Source organism: Pseudomonas turukhanskensis (assembly GCF_027922365.1).
GTDB lineage: Bacteria > Pseudomonadota > Gammaproteobacteria > Pseudomonadales > Pseudomonadaceae > Aquipseudomonas > Aquipseudomonas turukhanskensis.
In genome coordinates this window covers 431,373-452,469 of the sequence record NZ_BSFN01000002.1, presented here as the reverse complement: position 1 = coordinate 452,469, position 21,097 = coordinate 431,373, and the positions used below count along the sequence as shown (strand labels likewise).

18 protein-coding genes are annotated in these 21,097 nt (G+C 59.8%); all 18 read left to right on the top strand.

All coding sequences use genetic code 11. The annotated features are described in order from the left end of the window. Window positions 1-633: 633 nt before the first annotated feature. The 18 genes from PKE98_RS05940 to PKE98_RS05855 all read left to right on the top strand — a co-directional run bounded on the left by PKE98_RS05940 (window position 634) and on the right by PKE98_RS05855 (window position 21,086). A complete protein-coding gene (locus PKE98_RS05940; RefSeq protein ID WP_271194343.1) occupies window positions 634-840 on the top strand; it encodes a hypothetical protein in 207 nt (68 codons plus the stop codon). Between the two features lie 586 nt (window positions 841-1,426). Beyond that, a complete protein-coding gene (rfaH, locus tag PKE98_RS05935) occupies window positions 1,427-1,930 on the top strand; it encodes a transcription/translation regulatory transformer protein RfaH (protein WP_271194342.1) in 504 nt (167 codons plus the stop codon). Window positions 1,931-2,101: 171 nt separating this feature from the next. Continuing rightward, entirely contained in the window at window positions 2,102-2,578 is a 477-nt protein-coding gene (locus tag PKE98_RS05930) for a hypothetical protein (protein WP_271194341.1), read from the top strand. Between the two features lie 124 nt (window positions 2,579-2,702). Then, window positions 2,703-3,863: an outer membrane beta-barrel protein gene (locus PKE98_RS05925; protein WP_271194340.1), complete on the top strand. Its 1,161-nt coding sequence runs from the start codon at window positions 2,703-2,705 to the stop codon at window positions 3,861-3,863. A 23-nt stretch (window positions 3,864-3,886) separates the two neighbouring features. Then, window positions 3,887-4,429: a polysaccharide biosynthesis/export family protein gene (locus tag PKE98_RS05920; RefSeq protein WP_271194339.1), complete on the top strand. Its 543-nt coding sequence runs from the start codon at window positions 3,887-3,889 to the stop codon at window positions 4,427-4,429. After that, on the top strand, window positions 4,429-6,666 hold the full coding sequence (locus PKE98_RS05915) for a GumC family protein (protein ID WP_271194338.1): 2,238 nt from the start codon (window positions 4,429-4,431) through the stop codon (window positions 6,664-6,666). The genes PKE98_RS05920 and PKE98_RS05915 overlap by 1 nt, the downstream gene beginning before the upstream one ends. A gap of 184 nt (window positions 6,667-6,850) precedes the next feature. Continuing rightward, window positions 6,851-7,597 (top strand): tyrosine-protein phosphatase, encoded by a 747-nt coding sequence (locus tag PKE98_RS05910; protein ID WP_271194337.1) that lies wholly within the window; start codon window positions 6,851-6,853, stop codon window positions 7,595-7,597. Beyond that, a complete protein-coding gene (locus PKE98_RS05905; RefSeq protein WP_271194336.1) occupies window positions 7,594-8,364 on the top strand; it encodes a hypothetical protein in 771 nt (256 codons plus the stop codon). Before PKE98_RS05910 ends, PKE98_RS05905 begins: the two co-directional genes overlap by 4 nt. Further along, window positions 8,365-9,759: an undecaprenyl-phosphate glucose phosphotransferase gene (locus PKE98_RS05900; protein ID WP_271194335.1), complete on the top strand. Its 1,395-nt coding sequence runs from the start codon at window positions 8,365-8,367 to the stop codon at window positions 9,757-9,759. Window positions 9,760-9,879: 120 nt separating this feature from the next. Continuing rightward, window positions 9,880-11,337, top strand: coding sequence for an O-antigen ligase family protein (locus PKE98_RS05895; protein ID WP_271194334.1), 1,458 nt, complete (start codon window positions 9,880-9,882; stop codon window positions 11,335-11,337). Continuing rightward, the gene (locus PKE98_RS05890) at window positions 11,331-12,596 is read left to right on the top strand and encodes an oligosaccharide flippase family protein (RefSeq protein ID WP_271194333.1); all 1,266 of its coding nucleotides are present in this window, start codon (window positions 11,331-11,333) and stop codon (window positions 12,594-12,596) included. Before PKE98_RS05895 ends, PKE98_RS05890 begins: the two co-directional genes overlap by 7 nt. An 11-nt stretch (window positions 12,597-12,607) precedes the next feature. Next, window positions 12,608-13,525 carry a glycosyltransferase family 2 protein gene (locus PKE98_RS05885; RefSeq protein ID WP_271194332.1) on the top strand — a complete coding sequence of 306 codons (918 nt, stop codon included), beginning with the start codon at window positions 12,608-12,610 and terminating at the stop codon, window positions 13,523-13,525. A gap of 212 nt (window positions 13,526-13,737) precedes the next feature. Beyond that, window positions 13,738-14,880 (top strand): glycosyltransferase family 4 protein, encoded by a 1,143-nt coding sequence (locus tag PKE98_RS05880; protein WP_271194331.1) that lies wholly within the window; start codon window positions 13,738-13,740, stop codon window positions 14,878-14,880. A 125-nt stretch (window positions 14,881-15,005) separates the two neighbouring features. Beyond that, window positions 15,006-16,304, top strand: coding sequence for a polysaccharide pyruvyl transferase family protein (locus PKE98_RS05875; RefSeq protein WP_271194330.1), 1,299 nt, complete (start codon window positions 15,006-15,008; stop codon window positions 16,302-16,304). A gap of 46 nt (window positions 16,305-16,350) precedes the next feature. After that, the gene (locus PKE98_RS05870) at window positions 16,351-17,397 is read left to right on the top strand and encodes a glycosyltransferase family 4 protein (RefSeq protein WP_271194329.1); all 1,047 of its coding nucleotides are present in this window, start codon (window positions 16,351-16,353) and stop codon (window positions 17,395-17,397) included. Continuing rightward, complete coding sequence (locus PKE98_RS05865; RefSeq protein WP_271194328.1) at window positions 17,394-18,548, top strand: glycosyltransferase; 1,155 nt, start codon at window positions 17,394-17,396, stop codon at window positions 18,546-18,548. The genes PKE98_RS05870 and PKE98_RS05865 overlap by 4 nt, the downstream gene beginning before the upstream one ends. Before the next feature lie 20 nt (window positions 18,549-18,568). Continuing rightward, window positions 18,569-19,978, top strand: coding sequence for a mannose-1-phosphate guanylyltransferase/mannose-6-phosphate isomerase (locus PKE98_RS05860; RefSeq protein ID WP_271194327.1), 1,410 nt, complete (start codon window positions 18,569-18,571; stop codon window positions 19,976-19,978). A gap of 88 nt (window positions 19,979-20,066) precedes the next feature. Continuing rightward, entirely contained in the window at window positions 20,067-21,086 is a 1,020-nt protein-coding gene (locus PKE98_RS05855; protein ID WP_271194326.1) for an NAD-dependent epimerase/dehydratase family protein, read from the top strand. Window positions 21,087-21,097 lie beyond the last annotated feature (11 nt).

The following is a 21,097-nucleotide window of genomic DNA, read 5'->3' as shown; positions in this document are numbered from 1 at the left end:
TACGCTGTGCTTCGGGTTCCCTCGCTGCGTCGTCGCTCCAGGGGCCGGGCTGAAGGGCCATCCATGGCCCTCATCCCTCTTCGCGGCTCCCGGCCGCTACGACCCCTTACGCAACGACTCCGCTCGGCCTGGCGCTCAAGGGGCGGGTAGATCACAAGCGGTAGATCAAAAGCCAGATCAACGGCCCCTCTCGCCTGCCCGGCCGGCCTAGCGGGCGAGGGGGTGACGTTTGGCGCCGACCGCGTTGCTTTTTGTAGGAGCCAGCTTGCTGGCGAATCCTGCAAACACAGGTCTCGAATTACCTTTTCAGGGTTCGCTAGCAAGCTAGCTCCTACGAAAAGCAGCCCCTCTCCCGCTAGGCCGGCCGGCCAGGCGAGGGGGTTGGGGTGAGGGGCATTTGATCTAAAACTTGAAATCACACACACAACAAAAAACCCGCCGAAGCGGGTTTTTCTCAGACCATCCCAACATCCTGTCGGCTGCCACCCTGGCAATGGTCGATCGTCCCTGATCCTGAAGCACTCCCTGCGCTTCAGTGACGACTCCACATTAAGCAATCTCCTACAAACAAAAAAGGCGATATCAGAGCCACGCCTTGTAAGCATTTCGCTATAGCGAAACGGTAAATCCGCCATGAACTTCGGCACCAAGCGCTCGCTCGGGCTAAAAGCGGGCAGGCGGTGCGCCGTGCCGACTCCACAAGACAACCGCCCCCCAGGCTCTGCGCTGCCCACCCAGCAACAGCAATCCAACAACCTGCGCACCAATCAGCCCCTTAACCCGGCGCAATTGACTTTCCGTCTGGCAGATATGCCGCAAAAAACCGCACCAATCATCTAAAAACGCCCCCCCTTGTCATCGTTTAGTAGCAGCGTCGCCTTCTACTGCACAGCAAGGGTGCATGGATGGGTCGGCAGCCCGCAGACCAGCTGGCAGAAATTGGTAATTTTTTCAACACACAGCGACCGTTGATCGGACGACGAAATGGCCAATTCCCCGACTAATTAAAGAAAAACAATCAAACCAAAGTCGGGTCTAAAACGAGACCTGGCAGGGCGCCAGCAAGGAATCAGGTCATTGAAAATCAGCAAATTCCTAGATGTGTAAGGGACTTAATACAGGTGGAGCCTCAAGAGATAGCAGGTTGCCACTGCGCTTCAAGAGGCCTATGCTCGCCGTCCGCTGTCACCTCGGTAAATTTTTTTTGAACTTTTCAACAAAAATAAACCTAAGGAAATCAGCTAGAAATCCTCGCTAACGGGGGGCGCCATGAAAGCGACACATTGCTTCGCTAGCATTGGCGTTATGTGATGGCATATTTCGTGCTTCGTGTGAAGTAGGGCCTGGTTCGAGTGCGTAGGTGGTCGTAACGCACGACTCCAGATTTCTCAGCCAGCTTGATCTCGCGAAGTGGAGTGAAAGGTCTATGGAAAGACTCAGCACCACCCAGCCGGCCTGGTACCTCTTGCAATGCAAGGCGCGCCAAGACAGTCGAGCTGAAGAAAACCTGCTCCGGCAGAACTATGTGACCTTCAGGCCGCAACTGGTGGCGCAACGCGTACTGCGTGGCAAGCCGCACTGCGTGCTCGAATCACTGTTCCCCGGCTACCTATTTATCCAGTTGAGCCACGAGGACAACTGGTCTGCGCTGCGCTCCACGCGCGGAGTCAGCCGCATCGTCAACTTCAACCACGGCCCCGCCACGGTCACCGATCAGGTGATCGAGCATTTGCGTGCGCGCTGCTCGGGAGAAGTGCCCAGTCAGGCGTTCAGACCGGGCGACAAGCTGCAAATCATCCAGGGCCCATTAAGCACATTGGAAGGCATCTTCCTGGCAATGGATGGCACCGAACGGGTGATGATCCTGTTGCAGTTATTAAGCCGTGAACAACCTGTTCGCGTGCCCTTGAACCATATCAAGAGCGCTTGAACCCGGCCGTAAACCGTTCTACCGAAACTGCTTTTCCACCACATCAGCGTGCCGCGTTATCAAGGACCATACGTGTAACCTTGGGGCGGTAGCGTGGGGAAAGGCCTGAATTTTTGCCGTTGATTCGCTCCCTGCATTCGAGCGGCCAACCTCCGTACAAGGACAGACGCCATGCGCGCTACCGTAGCCACCGCCCTCCTCGTTTCGCTCGCCGCCGGCACCGCTCACGCCGCCCCGGAAACCGTTCTGGCTTTGCAGGCCGCCAACGTGCCCCTGACCAGCAGCCAGGCGCACCAGCTCAGCGCTTACTCGGGCCAAACCCTGGCCACCGCGTTGGGCAATCTGGCCAAGCAGTCGCCGGCCAATGCGGTGGCCATCACCTCGGCGGTGATTCCGGCGCACCCGGAATTGGCCGGACCGTTCGTCACGGCGCTGGTAACGGCAGTACCCGACCAATTCAGCGAAATTCTTGAAGCTGCCATCGCCGCCGCGCCTGACCAGGCCGCCGAGTTGGCATCCCTGGTGTCCGACCTGCAGCCCACCGCCGCTGGCGACAGCAGCCCGAGCTTCGGTGACAGCGGCACCGGCGTTCCAGGCACCAGCAACGCAGGCACCGGCAGCAACCCGGGGACCGCGAGCGCAAGTTGATACGGGGTTGGCAAAACGTTGATGAAACCATTTGCAAACGCTGCGCACTAAGCGAAGCGGCACAGCTTCCCCGTACACCCTGACGCGCGTCTCGCCGCAGGAATGAACACAGCAAGGACTTCGCATGAAATCGATCCGTCGGCTAGCCATCACGCTTGCAGCACCGACCCTACTTCCCGCCTCGGCCTGGGCATTGGAACCGCAGAGTGTCGACGTCTTCGGCCTGCAATTCACCCCGACCCTGGCCGTGAAAGAAAGCTACGACGACAACTTCCGCGAGTTGGAGCATCAGAAGGAGTCGTCCTGGATCACCAGCATTACACCGACTTTCGAACTGCTGGCTGAAGACCGTAACAGCGCCTACCGGGCCACTTACGAAGCCAACAGCGACATCTACCATGATGCGTCCGACGCCTCGAACACCGACCACAAGGTGTTGCTCGAAAGCATCATGGAATTCACCTCGAGCCACCGCCTGAAAATGGAGGCTGGTTACAACAAGATCGAGGAAACCGCCGACACCGCGGTTGAGCAAGAGAACGACAAATACCATTCCACCCACGTCGGCGGCGTGTACAGCATCGGTTCGGCCAAAGCCAATAACCGCCTGGACTTCGGCGCCAACTACGAAGAGCTGCGCTACGACAACAGCGGCGATATCAACGCTGACGAAGAGCGCGACACCACGGCCCTGAATGCCATCTGGTTCCACCGCCTGGGCGGGGCCACCAACTCTTTGGTGGAAGTGCGCCACAGCAAGTACGACTACGTACTCAAAGACAGCCCCCGCAACAGCACCACCGATGCCGTGCTGGTGGGTGGCACCTGGGATGCCACGGCGAAAACCACCGGCAAGCTGCGCGTTGGTTATGCCAAGAAAGACTTCGATGACAACAGCCGCGACGACCTCAGCAGCCCTATGTGGGAAGTGGGCGTGGACTGGCTGCCGCTGACCTATTCCAAGTTCAGCCTGACCACCACCCGTGCCTTCGATGAAGGTGACGACGGCTCGGACGCCATCAAAAACACCAGCACCTCGCTGGCCTGGGCCCACGGCTGGACTGAACGGGTGACTTCCACGGTGAAGTACGAGTTCGGCACCAAAGACTACGAAGGCCAGGACCGTTCAGACGACCTCTCCTCCATCGGTTTGAGCCTGAGCTACAAGATGCGCCGCTGGCTGGATATCGGCGTGGGTTACACCTACCGCGAAGACGACTCCAGCGCGGCAGAACAAAGCTTCAAACGCAACATCTACATGATCAGCCTGACCGGCAGCCTTTGAGACATACCACCTTGAGCCTATCTATGATTCGCAGACTTGTTCTCTCGCTGATTACCCTGGTGTTCTGTCAGTTGGCGGTGGCCGCCGAAACCCTCGAAAGCGGCGGCCAGTACCAGCTCGCCTCGGGTGACGTAGTGCGCATTCAGGTGTACGGCGAGCCGGACCTGAGTTTCGACGAAATTCGCCTGAACGATGCCGGCACCTTCACCTACCCCTTCGTTGGCCAGATCAACGCCAAGGGCAAAACGCCGAACCAGATCGAAGACCTGATCGCCAACAAACTCAAAGACGGTTACCTGAGAGATCCAAAAGTCACCGTCGCCGTGGTCACCTACCGCGAGTTCTACATCAGCGGTGAAGTACAAAAACCTGGTGGTTATCCGTACCAGCCGGGCCTCACCTTGCAACGTGCCATCGCCCTTGCCGGTGGTTTGACGGAGCGCGCCTCGACCAAGCGCGTGACCATCATGCGTGGCAGCGGTGAAACCCGTCAGGGCGATAAAGCCACCCTCGACACCGCCATTCTTCCTGGCGACACCATCACTATCGAGCAAGGTTTTTTCTGATGAATGATCTGCAGCGCATTACCCCAGAACGAGTCTTGCCGTTTCGTAGCCATAACGAAGACGAAGATGTCATCGACCTGAAAAAGCTGGGCGACACGCTCTGGCAGGGCAAGTGGAACATTGCCGCTTTTATCGTCATCGTGACGATGCTGGCGGTGGTGGCCGTGCTTAACCTCACGCCGCAATACCGTGCAGGCGCCGTACTGCTGATTGAAGACAAGCACCCGCCGGTGCTGTCGTTCCAGCAGATTCTCGACCCCTCCGACAGTGGCAGCGAGTACCTGCAAACCCAGCTGGCTTTGCTGCAATCGCGCGGCCTGGCTGAGCGCGTAGTGCGCAAGCTGAACCTCACCGACGAGCCGCTGTTTGATCCGCGCCAACATGCCGAGTCGGCGTTCTCCCCTCGCGCCCTGCTGCGCAAGTCGGGCATCGGTGAACTGATTCCCGGCCTGGCGCCGGAAGAAGATCCGAACGCCGGGCCGACCGAAGCCCAGGTGTTCGACACCGTTACCCAGCGCCTGCGTGACGAGATCGAGCCGCAGATTCTGGGTAAGAGCAAATTGCTCTCGGTAAGCGTGGAAATTCCAGACCCTGAGCTGTCGGCCAAAATCGCCAACGCCATGGCTGAAGGCTTTATCGAGAGCCAGCTGGATGCCAGCCTGGACACCTCGCTAGCCACCACCAACTGGATGAACTCGCGCCTGGAAGAACTGCGCGGCAAGCTGAAAACCGCAGAAGACACCTTGCAGGCCTACCGTGAACACGAAGGTCTGGTTGATGTCGACGGCGTGGCCACCATCAGTGCCAACGAGTTGTCGGCCACCGGTAGCCGCATGATCGATGCCCGCCGTGCACGTGCCGAAGCTGAAAGCCAGTTCCGCCAAGTGCAGAGCCTGAGCGCCGCCGGCGACCTCGACCGCCTGGCCAGCGTGCCGGCCGTGCTTGGTCACCCACTGATTCAACAATTCAAAGCCGATGTGGCACGTGCCCAGGCCAAGGTGGAAGAGATGTCGCGCCGTTATGGCGACAAGCACCCGGCCATGGTGGCCGCCCGCTCCGACCTCTCCGCCGCCACTGCCAGCCTGCAGGCGCAGGTGCAGTTGGTGGTTGCCGGTATCGAGCGCAATTATCAGCTGGCTCAGGCCAACGAAAACTCGCTGCGCTCCTCGTTCAACACCAACAAGGCGCAGATCCAGGACATCTCCCGCAAGGAGTTCAAGCTGCGTGAACTGCAACGTGAAGTGGACACCAACCGTTCGCTGTACGAAACCTTCCTCACCCGCTTGAAGGAAACCGCCGCCACCTCGGACATGAACTCGGCCAACGCCCGCATCGTCGACCGCGCCATCGTGCCGACCAAGGCGAGCAAACCACGCAAGTCGCTGATCGTCGGTATCGCCGCCGTATTGGCTGCCGTGCTGGGTATCGGTCTGACCTTGCTGTTCGAAGCGTTGAACAACAGCTTCAAGAGCACTGAAGACGTCGAAAGCAAACTCAACGTGCCGGTATTGGGCGTGGTGCCACTGGTGCCGAAGAAGAACCGTCATCAGGTCGCGCATCTGTTCGAAGACAACGTCAACAAAGCGTTCAGCGAATCGATCCGAACCTTGCGTACCAGCCTGGTGCTCACCGACCTCGACAGCCCGCGCAAGATCGTACTGGTCACCTCCTCCGTTCCGGGCGAGGGCAAGAGTTCGATCGCCAGCAACCTGGCCTTCTCGGTGGCGCATATCGAAAAAGTGCTGTTGATCGACGCCGACCTGCGTCGCCCGACCATGGCCCGCAACTTCGATTTCCCGGTGGGCACACCGGGCCTGGCGAACCTGATTGCCGGTACCGCCAAGCTGGATGAGTGCATCCGTACCGTGGGCAACGTCGACATGATGCCAGCCGGCATGGTGCCGCCGAACCCGCAGGAGCTGCTCTCGTCGGCACGCCTGACCAATATTCTGGAACTGCTGAAAACCCGCTACCAGCGCATCATCATCGACTCGCCTCCCACCATGGCGGTCAGTGACTCCAAGCTGTTGGCCACCTCCTGCGACGCGCTGATCTATGTGGTTCGCGCCGAGCACACCTCGATTCCGATGGTGCAAAAAGGCATGGGCCAGTTGCTGCAGAACAATGCCCCGATCACCGGGGTAGTACTGAACCAGGTTGATCTGAGCAAGACCTCGAAGTACGGCTATAGCTATGCCAGCTACTACGAAAACTATGGCGAAACGTCCAAAGCCTAACGCGTTTGTCATACGCGTCTGCGACTGTTGAGTGGCCCTTTTTGGCCACTCGCTATTAATCCGAACCGGTGCTCGACGCCGGTCATGGATTGCCGATTCAACCCTTTTTAATCCGCCGTTCTCTGCCTGGTGGTGACCGTTTTATGGGGTCATAACCTGCGTGAGCTACGCCCGGAGGCAGCACATGATTGACCTGCACTCGCATTTGTTACCTGGCATCGACGACGGTGCCGCCGACATGAACCAGGCACTGGAGATGGCTGCGCACGCGGTTGCCTGCGGCACCACCCATATGGTGTGCACGCCGCATCTGCACCCTGGCCGGTACAACAACACCAAGGCGAGCATCGCCCTGGTGGTGGCGCAGTTTGCCCAGGCGCTCGCCAAGGCCGGCATTGCCCTGCAGGTGAGTGCGGCCGCTGAAGCGCGCTTTGATTCGGACCTGGTGAACCTGGCCATGGAAGGGCAACTGCCCTACCTGGGTGAATGGAATGGCCGCAAGGTGCTGCTGCTTGAGTTTCCCCACAGTGAAATTCCGCGCCATGCCGAGAAGCTCACGGCCTGGATGTTGAAGAACAATATTCAACCGCTGATCGCCCATCCGGAACGCAACAAAGGCTTGATGGGCCCCGGCAACCACAAACGTATCGAACCCTTTCTTGCTCAAGGTTGTCTGCTTCAGGTCACAGCTGGCGCCGTGGCCGGACACTTCGGCAGCTCGGCCCAGGAACTGGCAGAACGTTTTCTGCTGGCAGGCCAGGTCACCATCCTGGCCAGCGACGCACACAACATGAAAAACCGTCCGCCCAACCTGTTGCCTGGCCTGGAACACGCCGCCGAATTGATCGGCGAGTCCGCCGCGCGCCTGTTGGTGGATGACAACCCGTGGCGTATTGCCCGAAGCCATTTTGCCGCCGCGAGTGCCGCATGACCGACACACCACTACCCAAGCAGCCAGCGCGTAGCGAACGCCGTGGCAACCGCCAGCCGCCCAAGCCGCAATCGCCGCTGTACCGCGCGCTGACCGGCGTGTGCCTGGTGGGCGCCCTCGCCGCCCTGGTGCCAGCCAGCCAAATGCTGCTGGCCGGCCTGGCCAGCCACCGCGCTGAACTGGCATTGCAACGCTGGGCCGCCAGCGCTCAGCTGCCGGCCGAAGCCAAATGGCAAAGCGCGCTGGACGCCGCCAAGCAGGCCAACGCCTTGTACCCGGTGGCCAGCGGCACCTACCTGGAACAGCTCGGCCAGGTGTACAGCTGGAAAGCATTCGATCAACCGGCCGGTGCCGACAGCGCCCGCCCCTCGCGCCTGCTGGCGGCCGCTGCCTACCGCCAATCGGCGCAGGCACGGCCCACCTGGCCGGCTACCTGGGCGCACCTGGCCCACAGCAAATATGCCCTGGACGAATTCGACAGTGAGTTCGCACAGGCCATGAAGCAAGCAAACGAGTGGGGCCCATACCGCCCTGATGTTCAGTTGGAACTGGCAAGTATCGGCCTACGCGCGTGGCCGATGCTGAATCACCAACAACGCGTCGATGCTCTCATTTCTGCACGCCACGCTATGGATGGCACGAATCAAGCTGCGAATACCCTGTTTGCCCTCGCCCAGACCAATGGTCTGGAACAGACGCTCTGCATGAGCGGCGTCGACGAGCTGGACGGGACCCGAAATTACTGCACGCGTGGAGGTAACCGTTAAATGACTTCCCAACACAGCAACCTCATGGCTAACCGCCGTGGCCTGACCTTCTGGGGTCAGTGGGTGACTGCAATGTTCCTTGCCAACCTGGTGCTTACCGCCCTGGTGGTGATGAAATTTGGCTCAATCCCGAGCGAATACCGAGTACTCGGTGTTCTCACCATCCTGGGCTCTGTGCCCTGCTATGCCGCCTTGCAGGTGTATCACAAGCGCCACCGCTTGCTGTCTGGCATGGGCCGCTTGCTGGCCGGCTGGTGCCTGCTGCTGGGCGCCATGATGACCATCGCGTTCGCCACCCAGACAACCGGCGTGTACTCGCGTGAAGTGGTATTTAGCTGGGCCATTCTTGGCTTTGCGGTGCAGGTGCTCAGCTATATCCCATTGCGCATGCTCACTCGCCTGCATTCGCGCAAACTGCGCAAAGATCGTCGTTCGGTCATCGTTGGCACCGGTTCGCTGGCCAAAGACCTGGCTGACAAACTCAGCCACCCCAGCCGCGTGCCGCTGATCGGCATGATCGCCACCGAAAAGAGCGACCCGGCCGACGACAATGGCCTGCCGGTGCTCGGCACCCTGAGCGAGCTGCGTGATGTGATCGAGCGCGAGAACATTCGCCGCGTTTACATCGCCGTACCGCTGGGTGAAGTGCAGCACATCGAGAACATCTACATCGACCTGCTCGACATGAGCGTGGACGTGGTTTGGATTCCGGACTTCGGCTCCATGCTGCTGCTCAACCAGTCGATTTCCGAAATCGAGCACATGCCGGCCATCTACCTCAACGAAAGCCCGATCAGTTCGCACCCGGCCGCCCTGTTTGCCAAGGAAGCCATGGAGCGCACCCTGGCCGCCCTCGCCCTGCTGCTGCTCAGCCCGCTGATGATCGGCATTGCCATCGCGGTGCGGCGTTCTTCCCCTGGCCCGATCCTGTTCAAACAGGAACGCCACGGCTGGAACGGTGAAGTGATCAAGGTGTGGAAATTCCGCTCCATGCGGGTTCACGCGCCAGAAACCGTGGTTAAACAAGCCACCCGTGGTGACGACCGTATTACCAAGGTCGGTGCCTTTATCCGCCGCACCTCCCTCGATGAATTGCCACAGCTGTTCAACGTGGTGTTCGGTGAAATGGCGCTGGTCGGCCCACGCCCTCACGCAGTCACCCACAACATCTACTACACCGACAAGATTCGCGCCTACATGGCCCGTCACCGGATCAAACCGGGCATCACCGGCCTTGCGCAAATCACCGGGCACCGTGGCGAAACCGAAACCATCGACAAGATGCAGCAACGGGTCAACCAGGACCTCAACTACATCAACCAGTGGTCCTTGTGGCTGGATGTGAAAATCCTGATCAAGACGCCATTCACGTTGCTATCGAAAAACATCTACTAAAACGCTCGCCAAGAGCAGACAAGCCCCGTGCGCAACACGGGGCTTCTACAAGCGCGACCCTTTTTTTTACGGCAAACCAGCACCCTTTTTTATTCATTTCACGAGCACCGATACCGAACCATGGAAGCCATTCCTATCGCCATATTCTGGGGCTTTGTTGTCCTCAGTATGTTTCGCAAGCCCCATGCTCTGCTGTACCTGTTTTTTGGCTCGTTTTCTTTCGGTGCGTTTGCCGTAATCCCCGCCAACATGACCGGCGGCCTGACCCTGACACCCACCCCTATCGTGGTGTTGCTGATTGTCGCGCGCACCCTGTGCAACCGCGCGGGCCTCGAATTTTTTGTCGGTTCAGCGTTGTCGCCCAAGCGGCTGCTGCTGCTGTTTCTTTACTGGTTGGTTGCCCTGTTCGTCACCGCCTTTATGCCGCGGCTGTTTATGAACGAGGTCACCATCATTCCGGTGCGGCTGGAACTGTCCACCTTCGGTGAAGCCCTTAAGCCCACCACGCAGAATTTCTCGCAGATGGCCTATCTGAGCATCTCGGTATTCGCGGTATTTGCCTTCACCCGCATGATGCGCGAGCCGGCTAACCGCCAACATGCGTTGGCGGCCATGTGCCTGGGCGGGGCGATTGCGCTGGTGACTGGCGTGCTCGATTTCATGAGCCAATATGTACCGCTGGACCCACTGCTCGCGCCCTTCCGAACCGCGACCTATGCACTGATGACCGAGGTGGAAATTCTCGGCGGCAAACGCGTGGTGGGCTTGATGCCAGAGGCTTCGGCCTATGGCTTCTTGAGCATTACCTTCCTGGGCCTGATCTACTTTTTCCGCCACGCCATGGAAAGCCGCTGGTTGCGTGAGCGCGTAGCGCCGGCACTGACGGTGGGGTTGATCGGCATGATCTGGCTGTCGACCTCCTCGGCCTCCTACGTGGGCCTGGTGGTGTTCTTTCTGTCGGCCGGCCTGGAATGGGCGGTGCGCAAAAGCTCCAAGAACCCGGGCAAAGGTCTGGGCGCAGAGTTCTGGATTGTGTGGACGGCCCTGGTTGGCATTGGCCTGGTGGTGCTGTTTGCACCAGCGGTGCTGGACCCTATCGTTGCGCAGTTCAACGAGATGGTGGTGAACAAGTCCAAAACCTCCTCCTACGAAGAACGCACCATGTGGACAGCCGTCGGCTGGCAAGCGCTGTGGGACACCTGGGGCCTGGGCGTGGGCATCGGCGCCACGCGCACCTCTAACTTCGCCGCTGCGGTGTTCAGCAACAGCGGCATTATCGGCGGCCTGTTGTACTTCGCGTTTGTGTGGCAGTCGATGCGTCGCAAGCTGCCGCCACTGGGTGATGCCAGCGGCCGGGCGATGATGAACGCAGTGCGCTATGCGTATATCCCGACCTTTATCGTGAGCTTGCTGATTGGCACCACGCCGGACTTCAACAACTACAACGCGTTTCTGTACGCCACCACCCTGGCGGTGGTGCTGAGTACGCGCAAACAACTGGCTGACCGTACGAGCCCGAACCTGTTCCCCGGGCACCCCCATTCGATTCATCAAGGCACTGAGCTACCACGATGGTGAATTCGAATCAGGCGAGCGATAAGAAGTCTCGCGCAGATCTGTTCTTTGTTTACATGGCTTACACCCTGCGCTACGTCTACCTGCTGTTGCTGATCCCGTTCTATGGACGGGTCTTGGGGGTTGAAGGGTATGGCGTGGTGTTGGCGGCAATGTCGCTGATGACCATTACCTGGCGGTTTGTGGAGTGGGGTTTTACCACCTCTGGGATCCGCGAAATTGCCCCGCTTGGGCCGGAGCGCTATGCCGGGCTGGTGGGCCGCCATGTCAGCGCGCGCACGCTGCTCGCGCTGCTGGGTGCCATCGGTGGTGCCGGGGCAATCATGGTTTCGCCAGTGCTGCACGCGCACCCACTGACCGCCGCTGCCGGCGTGGCACTGGGCATTGTGTCGGCGTTCAACCTGGGCTGGTACTTCTCCGGCACCCACCGCCCACGCAGCGCGGTAAAACTGGAAGTGCTGGGCTTTGCCGTCAGCCTGGTGCTGGTGTTCAGCCTGGTACGTGGCCCGGATGACAGCGCCTTGGTACTGCTGGCTCTGCTGGGCTCGGGGCTGGTGGCCTCCGGCGCCGGCTACTGGATGATCCGCAACGAAATTCACGGCGCCCGCTTCAGCATCAAGGACGGCAGCGCGCTGGTGCGCTCCTCCAGCACCATGTTCCTGTACACCGGCACCTCTACCCTGCTGGTGGCTTCATCCACCTACTTGCTGAGCATTCTTTCCACCACGGCCGAAGTCGGCTCCTTTGGTGCAGCAGAGCGCCTGGTGGGTGTGGGGCTGGCGCTGATGGGGCCGGCGGGCCAGGTGTTCGTACCCAAGATTGCCAAGCTGTTTATCGAGGATGAAGCCCACGCCTTTGTGGTCATTCGCAAAGGCATGCTGTTGATCGTCGGCATGGGTGTGGCGGGGTTGGTGTGCAGCCTGGCGCTGGGCCCCTGGGTGGTGCCACTGATCTTCGGCCCCGGCTTTGAAAAGAGCGTGGGCATCTTGCAATGCATGGCGTTTCTGTTCCCGATCAGCGCCTTCAATCTGGTGGTTAGTTTTTACGTGCTGATTCCCCAGCACAAGGAAAGCGTTCTGGCAAAAGTGGTATTGGTGGGGGCGGCCGTAAGCCTGGTCTGCGCTGTCCCTCTGGGTATGCAATACGGCGGTATGGGCATGGCTATTGCCCGTATTGGGGGTGAGTTGATTGTGTGTGCAAGCCTGACTTACTACTGCTGGAAAATGGGCATTCTGGCTCGTATCTTCAACGTTAAAAAATGATGGATTTTCCAATGAAGGCATTCGTCGTAATCGCCACAAAAGGCCGCAGCAAAGAAACCTATACCTTGCTGGAGTACCTTGACCGTCAAACGGATATACCGGCGCACGTGGTGATAGTGGGCAGTGAAGATAAAGATGTGGAAGGCCTGGCCAGTCACCCCTCGGTGACCGAAGGGCGCGCCCACATTCTGCTGTCCCGGGCCGGCCTGACCATTCAACGCAACGTGGGGCTCGATGCCCTGGCCCCGAAAGTGGCCGGGCTCGATGCCAAGGAATGGTTTGTCACGTTCTACGATGACGACTTTCGCCCTGCCCCCAACTGGCTGGAAAGCGCCGGCCAGGCACTGAAGGACTCCCCGCATATCGTCGGTATTACCGGCAACGTGCTGGCCGACGGGGTGAACAGCGAATTCGGCGTTTCCGAAGAGGATGCCGTGCGCTACCTCAACGGTGACAAAGCGCCTGAAAGCCACTGGTCATTCGCCCACAGCGTCAAGACACTGACCGGCTTGTACGGTTGCAACATGGCCTACCGTGGCACCGTGGCCACGGCCCTGCGCTTCGATGAAAACCTGCCCATGTACGGCTGGCAGGAAGACTTCGATTACTCCAGCCGCGCCCGTCAGTATGGCCAAGTGGTGTTGATGCCAACCTGCCGGGGTGTGCACCTGGGCGTCAGCTCGGGCCGTACCAGCGGTGTGCGCTTTGGTTATTCGCAGATCGCCAACCCGATCTTCCTCGCGCGCAAGGGCTCCATGACGTGGCGCACCGCCGCCAAGCTGATGTCCAAGAACTTCATCGCAAATGTGGCAAAAACCTTGTTCATGATTCGCATAAAAGATTTCCCCGGCCGTTTAAAAGGGAACTTTCAAGCCGTCCGCGATCTGATGACCGGCAAGCTCAATCCCTTGCACGTGCTGGACATCTAAAGCTGTAACAAGCCTGCGCGTATAACAACAAAAAACATTCCGCACCGTGCCAGCCGCTTCTTCCGGCGCGGCACGCTGCATGAATTTTTTTACCCGTTGCCATCACGCGAGGCCTGTTCGCAGGTCTCACCTCGAATCTTGTAAGCAGTATTGCGGCCGTGGACGTTGCGGCCCGATTTGCACGATGAGCACTTACAAACAAGGAGATTTACATGGCGACCGCAGCAGTGACCTGCCTGCCACAACCTGCGAGCAAAATTGGGATTGACGGGGATGCCTTGCGCAAGCCCCTCTCTGGTGTCGGGCAGTACGTATTCAACCTGTGCAAAGAGCTTGACCGCCTGCTCCCCTCTGCGAGTTTCTTTGTTTACACCCGCCTGGCGCCCGAGAACGTTGCCCTGCCCTCCGAGCGTTGGGTGGTACGCCAGGAACCGCACTCGCTGGCGCGTAAAATACCTTCGTTTGCCTGGTTGAAAACCCGCGGTGCGGCCTTGGCGCGGCGCGACAATCTTGATGTGTTCTGGGCCGGTCGCACGATTCACCCGGGCAAGAAAGTGGCACGCCGCATTGTGGTGACGGTGCACGACCTCAACCACCGCCTGGTGCCCAAAACCATGGAGTGGGCCACACGTTTGTCGCACATTCTCTGGTTCGACCGTGACGTGCGCAGCGCCGATGCGATTTTCACCAACTCCCAAGGCACTTCCGATCGTTTGCAACACTGGGTGGGCCGCTCGGCCGACCTGGTGATTCACCCAGGCGTACGCCCCGACTTTCATCCGATGGATGCCGGTGACCGCGAGATCGCCGAACAGGCCCTGGCGCCCCGTGGCATTCGCCCGCCTTACCTGCTGGCGGTATCGACGCTGGAGCCGCGCAAGAACATTGGCATTCTGGTGAGCGCGTTCGTAAAGCTCAAAGAAGCCGGCCTGCTGCATGACCACCAGCTTGTGCTGGTCGGTGCCAAGGGCTGGCAGAACAAAGAGCTCGCACAAAAAATTAGCGACAACGCCGCACTGGGCATTGTCCTACCCGGGTACGTGCCCGATGAGCTGATGCCCGCCGTGTTCGCCCTCGCCGACGTGCTGGTAATGCCGTCGCTGTACGAAGGCTTTGGCATGCCGGTGCTGGAGGCCCGCGCCGTGGGTACGCCGGTGATTGTCTCGGACATTCCCGAACTCAAGGAAGCTGCCGATGGCCAGGGCCGTGTCGTGGTGCCGGATCTGGGCGGCATCGAAAACGCGTTGAAACAGATGCCAGTGGTCTCGGTCGAAGACCGACAGCGAGCCTACGGCGAGATCTTCACCTGGGCAAAATCGGCACAGCGCATGGTGGGGATGTTGCTACCGGCATAGCCGTCTGCGGCAACGCCCGTTGTTCAAGTACGTCGACATTTCTTTTTTGTACCAGGCGCCAGAGGTCGTGGCCCCACCTGCTCCACCGTCGGCATTGGCATACTTTTATTTTTCTGGATAACACCATGGTCAAGTCCGCTCTGAAATACGTTTGGCGCAACCTGGGAATCAGGACGATGTACCTGGACGCTCAGTACCGAGCCCTCTTGAAAGAATGGCACAACGACAAGGATGCCAAGCCGTGGCCGCGCACAGACGCTGCCCCGGTGGTGCTGATTATTCCGCCGGACCCTGCCCTGCTCACCGCCTCCAAGGGCGATGAAGCCATGCTGTCGGTGGTAACCACTTACTTCAAACGCAAGTGGCCGAACGTGCAGTTCATTGTCGCCACCGCCGAAGATGAAGCCGATAAATGCGCGCGCGCCCTGGGCACCGAACCACTGCGAATTCTCGATGAGAACCTGAGCCTCAAGCAGTCGCTGGCCATGCTCGAGGGCCGCAATATTTGCGCCAGCGTCACGGTCGGTGCCGACGTGCTCGACGGCAGCTACAGCCAGGCGTTTTCCGGCAAGCTGATCATGCTCACCGGCATGCTTTCGCGCCGTGGCATCGACTGCGTGGTAACCGGGTTCAGCGTCAGCGAGAAGCCGTACGGCAAGCTGAAATTCCTGCTCGATGAATTCAGCCACGACGTGGTGTTCAACCTGCGCGACCCGCTGTCGTTCAGCCGCTTTCAGCAACTGACCAGCGCCAACGCCAAGCTGGTGGCCGACCTGGCCTTCCTGCTCGAACCCCAGAAAGACACCGACCCGGTGCAACAGGCACGCACCTGGATCGACGCCCAGCATGCGCTGGGCCGCAAGGTCATCGGCCTGAACATGCACCCGCTGTTGCTGGACTTGCAGGAGCGCCAGGAGATTCACCGCGTGGTGGAGCAGTTTTCCAGCGTAGCCAAAGACCTGATTCAAACCCAGGGCATCAGCGTGCTGCTGATCGACCACGACTTCCGTGGCGACTCGGCCGACTACCACTGCCTCGACCCGCTGGAAAAAACCCTGGCCGGCGATACCGCGCAATACACCTACCGCCCTGCCACGCGCCTGAGCGCGGCCGAACTCAAGGGTGTGGCCGGCTACCTGGACGGCATCGTCAGCGGCCGCATGCACCTGATGATCGCTTCGTGCGGCGCCGGCACTCCGGTATTCGGCATCGAATACAAGGGCAAGATGAGCGGCCTGATGAAGCACTTCCAGATGGACACCAGCAACCTGTCCAACGCGCACGAAATCATGAACGAGCCGCAGGCGTTCAAGGCCAAGCTGCTGCGCTTCATTGAAAACCTGAGCACCACCAAACAACAGCTGACCGACAACAAAACCGAGATCAAACGCCTGTCTTCCCTGAACTTCGCGAAATTCGCATGAGCCCTCGTTGCCAACTTTTCAATCAGTCCCGGACAGGAAGCAACACGTGCCCTATGTAAATGCGCGCTTTCTCACGCAAGCCATGACCGGTGTGCAACGTTACTCCCTGGAAATCAGCCTGCAATTGCGCCAGCAGATGCCGGAGCTGCGTTTCGTTGCCCCGCACAATATCGTTCAACACGAAGCCGCCGAGGCGCTGGGCGTCGAGCGCATCGGCAGCCGCACCGGGCATGCCTGGGAGCAGCTCGACCTGCCGGCGTTCTTGCGCAGCCAGGGCTCGCCGCTGCTGGTCAACCTGGCCAACACAGCACCGGCGTTTTACAGCAACAAGCTGTCGACGCTGCACGACATCGCCTTCGAGCGCTTCCCGGAAAACTTCTCCTGGAAGTTCCGCCTGGCCTACCAGCTGGCGACACCGCGCACCATCAGAACCTCGAAAAAGGTGATGACCGTCAGCGAGTTCTCCAAGCAGGAAATCTGTGCGGTGTACAAGACGCCAGCCGAGCGGGTGGTGGTGGTACCCAATGCGGTATCCGGCGAGTTCAAGCCAGTGCCCCATGAGGTGGCCGAGCCTTACCTGCTCGCGGTGTCATCGCTTAATACGCAGAAGAATTTCCATGGCCTGGTCGATGCCTTCAGCTTGCTGCAACAGAGCAGCCATAAGCTCTACATCGTCGGCTCACTGAACAAGAACTTCGCTGACCCAGGTTTGGTGAAGAAGATCGAAACCGATAGCCGCATCAAACTGCTGGGGCGCGTCAGCGATGAAGAGCTGGTGCGTTTGTACAGCGGGGCGACGGCCTTCATTTATCCATCGTTCTACGAAGGCTTTGGGCTACCCCCGCTGGAGGCGCAAGCCTGCGGCTGCCCGGTGATCGCGGCCAATGCCGCAAGCCTGCCGGAAGTCTGTGGTGATTCGGCGTTGTACTGCTCGCCCTATGACGTGCAGGACATCGCCAAACAAATACAGGTGCTTATTTCCAGCCCGGAGCTGGCGCAGAGCCTGCGTGAAAAGGGCTTCGCCAATATCCAGCGTTACAGCTGGGCAGCATCGGCTTCACGCCTTCTACAGGTGATACGGGAGTTTCAATGAAAGTCGCAATCATCCATTACTGGTGGCTCAGCAATCGTGGCGGCGAAGCGGTGTGTTCGGCCCTGGTCGAACTCTTCCCGCAGGCCGACCTGTTTATTCATGTGTGCAATGAAGACGTGGTGCGCAAGGCGTTGCCCAGCACCTTCACCGGCACCATCAACACCACGTTTATTTCGCGCCTGCCGGGTGCGAAAAAGCATTACCAGAAGTACCTGCCGTTTATGCCCATGGCCCTGGAGCAACTGGATCTGTCGGCTTACGATCTGATTCTGTCCAGCGAGTCGGGCCCGGCCAAAGGCGTGGTCACCCGCCCGGACGCGGTGCATATCTGCTACTGCCATTCGCCCATGCGCTATGTCTGGGACATGTACCACGAGTACCTGTCCGGCGCCGGCCGCCTGATCCGCACCCTGTTCCCGTTCGTGTCGCATTGGCTGCGGGTGTGGGACCGGTTGTCGGCCGACCGCGTCGACCAGTTCATTGCCAACTCCAACTTCGTTGCCCAGCGCATTCGCAAGTTCTACCGGCGCGATGCCGAAGTGATTTACCCACCGGTCAACACCACCGAGTTCAGCCCCAACGAAGTGCGTGGTGACTTCTACCTGTGCCTTGGCCAACTGGTGGCTTACAAGCGCGCAGACCTGGCGGTAGAGGCCTTCAACCAGCTCGGCTTGCCGCTGGTGGTGGTCGGTGAAGGCGAGATTTTCGACAAGCTCAAGGCCATTGCCAAACCCAATGTGAAACTGATGGGCCGCCAGCCCTTCCCGGAAATCAAAGACCTGCTGCAGCGTTGCCGCGGCCTGATTTTCCCGGGTATGGAAGACTTCGGCATTGTGCCGGTCGAAGCCATGGCAGCAGGCGCCCCGGTTATCGCCTACGGCAAAGGCGGCGCCCTGGAAACGGTGATTCACGGCAAGACCGGCATCCTGTTCCCGGAGCAGACGGTGGAGTCGCTGATTCAAGCGGTGCAGCAGGTTGAAAGCGGCGCGGTCACCTTCGACCCGGCAACCTTGCATGCGCACGCAGCCACCTTCGACAAGAGTATTTTCAAGCAACGTATCCAGGCATTTGTCGATGACGCGTTGCTGGGCTCAGGCCCTGCCGTACAACCCATTACCCACGCCACTGCACGTCCAGCCCTAACTGAATGACGGCAACAAGGAGGTCTATCATGCTCTTACCTATCATCATGGCTGGCGGTTCTGGCTCGCGTCTGTGGCCACTGTCGCGGCAACTGAACCCCAAACAATTCCTGCAACTGGCCGATGCCCAGCTGTCGATGCTGCAGGCCACCATCGCGCGTTTGAAGGGCTTGGATATCGCCCTGCCCCGCCTGATATGCAATGAACAGCACCGCTTTCTGGCCGCTGAACAGTTGCGTCAGCTGGACATGGAGAAATCCAACATTCTGCTCGAGCCTGTCGGCCGCAACACTGCCCCGGCAATCGCCCTGGCGGCGCTGCAAGCGGTAGCCGACGGTCAGGACCCGCTGCTGCTGGTACTGGCGGCCGACCATCTGATCAAGGACGTCGACGCCTTCCATAGCGCCGTACGCACGGCCATGCCGCTGGCCGAAGCCGGCAAGCTGGTCACCTTCGGCATCGTGCCCGATCACCCGGAAACCGGTTACGGCTATATCGAAAAAGGCACGGCCACGGGCGACGGTGGTTTTGCCGTCAGCCAGTTTGTCGAGAAGCCGGACCTGGCGACCGCCACCGACTACCTGCAGAGCGGCGACTTCCTGTGGAACAGCGGTATGTTCCTGTTCCGCGCCAGCCGTTACCTGCAAGAGCTGGAACGCTTTGCCCCGGCGATTCTCGAGGCCTGCAAGAAGTCGTTGGCCGGCGGCCAGCTGGACCTGCACTTCACCCGCGTCGATGCCGCCGAATTTGCCCTGTGCCCGGACGATTCCATCGACTACGCGGTGATGGAAAAAACCGCTGACGCCGTGGTGGTGCCACTGGATGCCGGCTGGAGCGATATCGGCTCCTGGTCGGCGCTGTGGGATGTCAGCGACAAGGACGAACACGGCAACGTGCTCAAGGGCGATGTATTGCACCACAGCAGCACCAACACCTATGTGCACGCCAGCAGCCGGCTGGTGACGCTCGTGGGTGTCGAGGACCTGGTGATCGTCGAAACCAAGGACGCGATCATGGTGGCGCACAAAAACAACGTGCAAGACGTTAAGAAAATCGTCGAGCAGTTGAAGGACGGCGGCCGCAAAGAACACATTAACCACCGCGAGGTGTATCGCCCCTGGGGTGTGTATGACTCCATCGACGACGGCCACCGCTATCAGGTCAAACGCATCACCGTGAAGCCCGGCGCCAAGCTGTCGGTGCAGATGCACCACCACCGCGCCGAGCACTGGATTGTGGTGAGCGGCACGGCCAAGGTTACCAACGGCGACACCACCTTTCTGGTCACCGAAAACCAGTCCACCTACATCCCCATCGGCCAGGTTCACGCCCTGGAGAACCCCGGTGTAATTCCCCTTGAACTGATCGAAGTACAGTCCGGTCCGTATCTGGGCGAAGACGACATCGTGCGGTTCGAAGACAAGTACGGCCGCGCCTGATCCCCTCAGGTTGTCCGTCGCCACGCCGGTGCAGTGCACCGGCTACTGGCCGTCGCCTCTACGCCAAATGAATTGAAGGATGGAACAGATGAACTGCGCCGTGATTTTTGGTGGCTCGGGTTTTATTGGCGTGTTCTTCGCCAAGCAACTCATTGCCCAGGGTGGTTACGACAAGGTCTACCTGTTCGACAAAGAGCAGGTTACCCAGAAACCCTTCCCCTACCGTGCGCGTCTGGTGCATGAAAGCGCCCAGATCGTCGAGATCAACGGTGACGTGCGCCAGCCCATCGCCTGGCAGCCGGAAGAAACCGTGGCCCTGATCGCCAACTTCGCCGCCGTGCACCGCGAGCCCGGCCACGAAGATTTCGAATACTACGAAACCAACTTGCTGGGTGCCGAACACGTGACCGCGTGGGCCGAGCAAGTGGGTTGCAACGATGTGATTTTCACCAGCTCGATCTCGCCCTATGGCCCGAGCGAAGAGCAGAAAGACGAACGCACCCTGCCGGTGCCGGCCACCGCCTACGGCGGCTCGAAGCTGGCCGCAGAAAAGATTCACCAGACCTGGCTGGCCGCCGACAAGGCCAACCGTCACCTGGTGATCGTGCGCCCGGGTGTGGTGTTTGGCCCCGGCGAAGGCGGCAACGTCTCGCGCCTGGTGAAAGCGGTGATCAAGCGTTACTTCTTCTACATGGGCAACCGCACCACGCGCAAAGCCGGCACCTATGTAAAAGAACTGTGCGCGGCAATGCTCTGGGTACTGGCGCGCCAAAAGGAACAAGGCGGCCACTTCTCCCTGTTCAACATGACCATGAACCCTGGCCCATCGATTTCCGAATACGTGGAAACCGTGTGCAGTGTGGCGGCCATCGAACGCAAAGTGCCTGCCGTGCCCTACCCGCTTTTGCTGGGTGTGGCCTACAGCATCGATGCCATCGCGCGGCCATTGGGCATCAAGCACCCGTTCAGCCCGGTGCGTATTCGCAAGCTGGTGCGTTCGAACAATGTACTGCCGCATTTTCTCGTGGAAAACGGCTACCCCTACCAGTACAGCCTGGCCACGGCCTTCGCTGACTGGAAAACCAGCTGCCCGGAAGAGTGGCGCTAAGACAAGGCGGA

Coding starts and splice junctions, on each gene's coding strand:
- PKE98_RS05940 (WP_271194343.1), top strand. CDS start 634: ATGAACTTCGGCACCAAGCGCTCGCTCGGGCTAAAAGCGGGCAGGCGG.
- rfaH (WP_271194342.1), top strand. CDS start 1,427: ATGGAAAGACTCAGCACCACCCAGCCGGCCTGGTACCTCTTGCAATGC.
- PKE98_RS05930 (WP_271194341.1), top strand. CDS start 2,102: ATGCGCGCTACCGTAGCCACCGCCCTCCTCGTTTCGCTCGCCGCCGGC.
- PKE98_RS05925 (WP_271194340.1), top strand. CDS start 2,703: ATGAAATCGATCCGTCGGCTAGCCATCACGCTTGCAGCACCGACCCTA.
- PKE98_RS05920 (WP_271194339.1), top strand. CDS start 3,887: ATGATTCGCAGACTTGTTCTCTCGCTGATTACCCTGGTGTTCTGTCAG.
- PKE98_RS05915 (WP_271194338.1), top strand. CDS start 4,429: ATGAATGATCTGCAGCGCATTACCCCAGAACGAGTCTTGCCGTTTCGT.
- PKE98_RS05910 (WP_271194337.1), top strand. CDS start 6,851: ATGATTGACCTGCACTCGCATTTGTTACCTGGCATCGACGACGGTGCC.
- PKE98_RS05905 (WP_271194336.1), top strand. CDS start 7,594: ATGACCGACACACCACTACCCAAGCAGCCAGCGCGTAGCGAACGCCGT.
- PKE98_RS05900 (WP_271194335.1), top strand. CDS start 8,365: ATGACTTCCCAACACAGCAACCTCATGGCTAACCGCCGTGGCCTGACC.
- PKE98_RS05895 (WP_271194334.1), top strand. CDS start 9,880: ATGGAAGCCATTCCTATCGCCATATTCTGGGGCTTTGTTGTCCTCAGT.
- PKE98_RS05890 (WP_271194333.1), top strand. CDS start 11,331: ATGGTGAATTCGAATCAGGCGAGCGATAAGAAGTCTCGCGCAGATCTG.
- PKE98_RS05885 (WP_271194332.1), top strand. CDS start 12,608: ATGAAGGCATTCGTCGTAATCGCCACAAAAGGCCGCAGCAAAGAAACC.
- PKE98_RS05880 (WP_271194331.1), top strand. CDS start 13,738: ATGGCGACCGCAGCAGTGACCTGCCTGCCACAACCTGCGAGCAAAATT.
- PKE98_RS05875 (WP_271194330.1), top strand. CDS start 15,006: ATGGTCAAGTCCGCTCTGAAATACGTTTGGCGCAACCTGGGAATCAGG.
- PKE98_RS05865 (WP_271194328.1), top strand. CDS start 17,394: ATGAAAGTCGCAATCATCCATTACTGGTGGCTCAGCAATCGTGGCGGC.
- PKE98_RS05860 (WP_271194327.1), top strand. CDS start 18,569: ATGCTCTTACCTATCATCATGGCTGGCGGTTCTGGCTCGCGTCTGTGG.
- PKE98_RS05855 (WP_271194326.1), top strand. CDS start 20,067: ATGAACTGCGCCGTGATTTTTGGTGGCTCGGGTTTTATTGGCGTGTTC.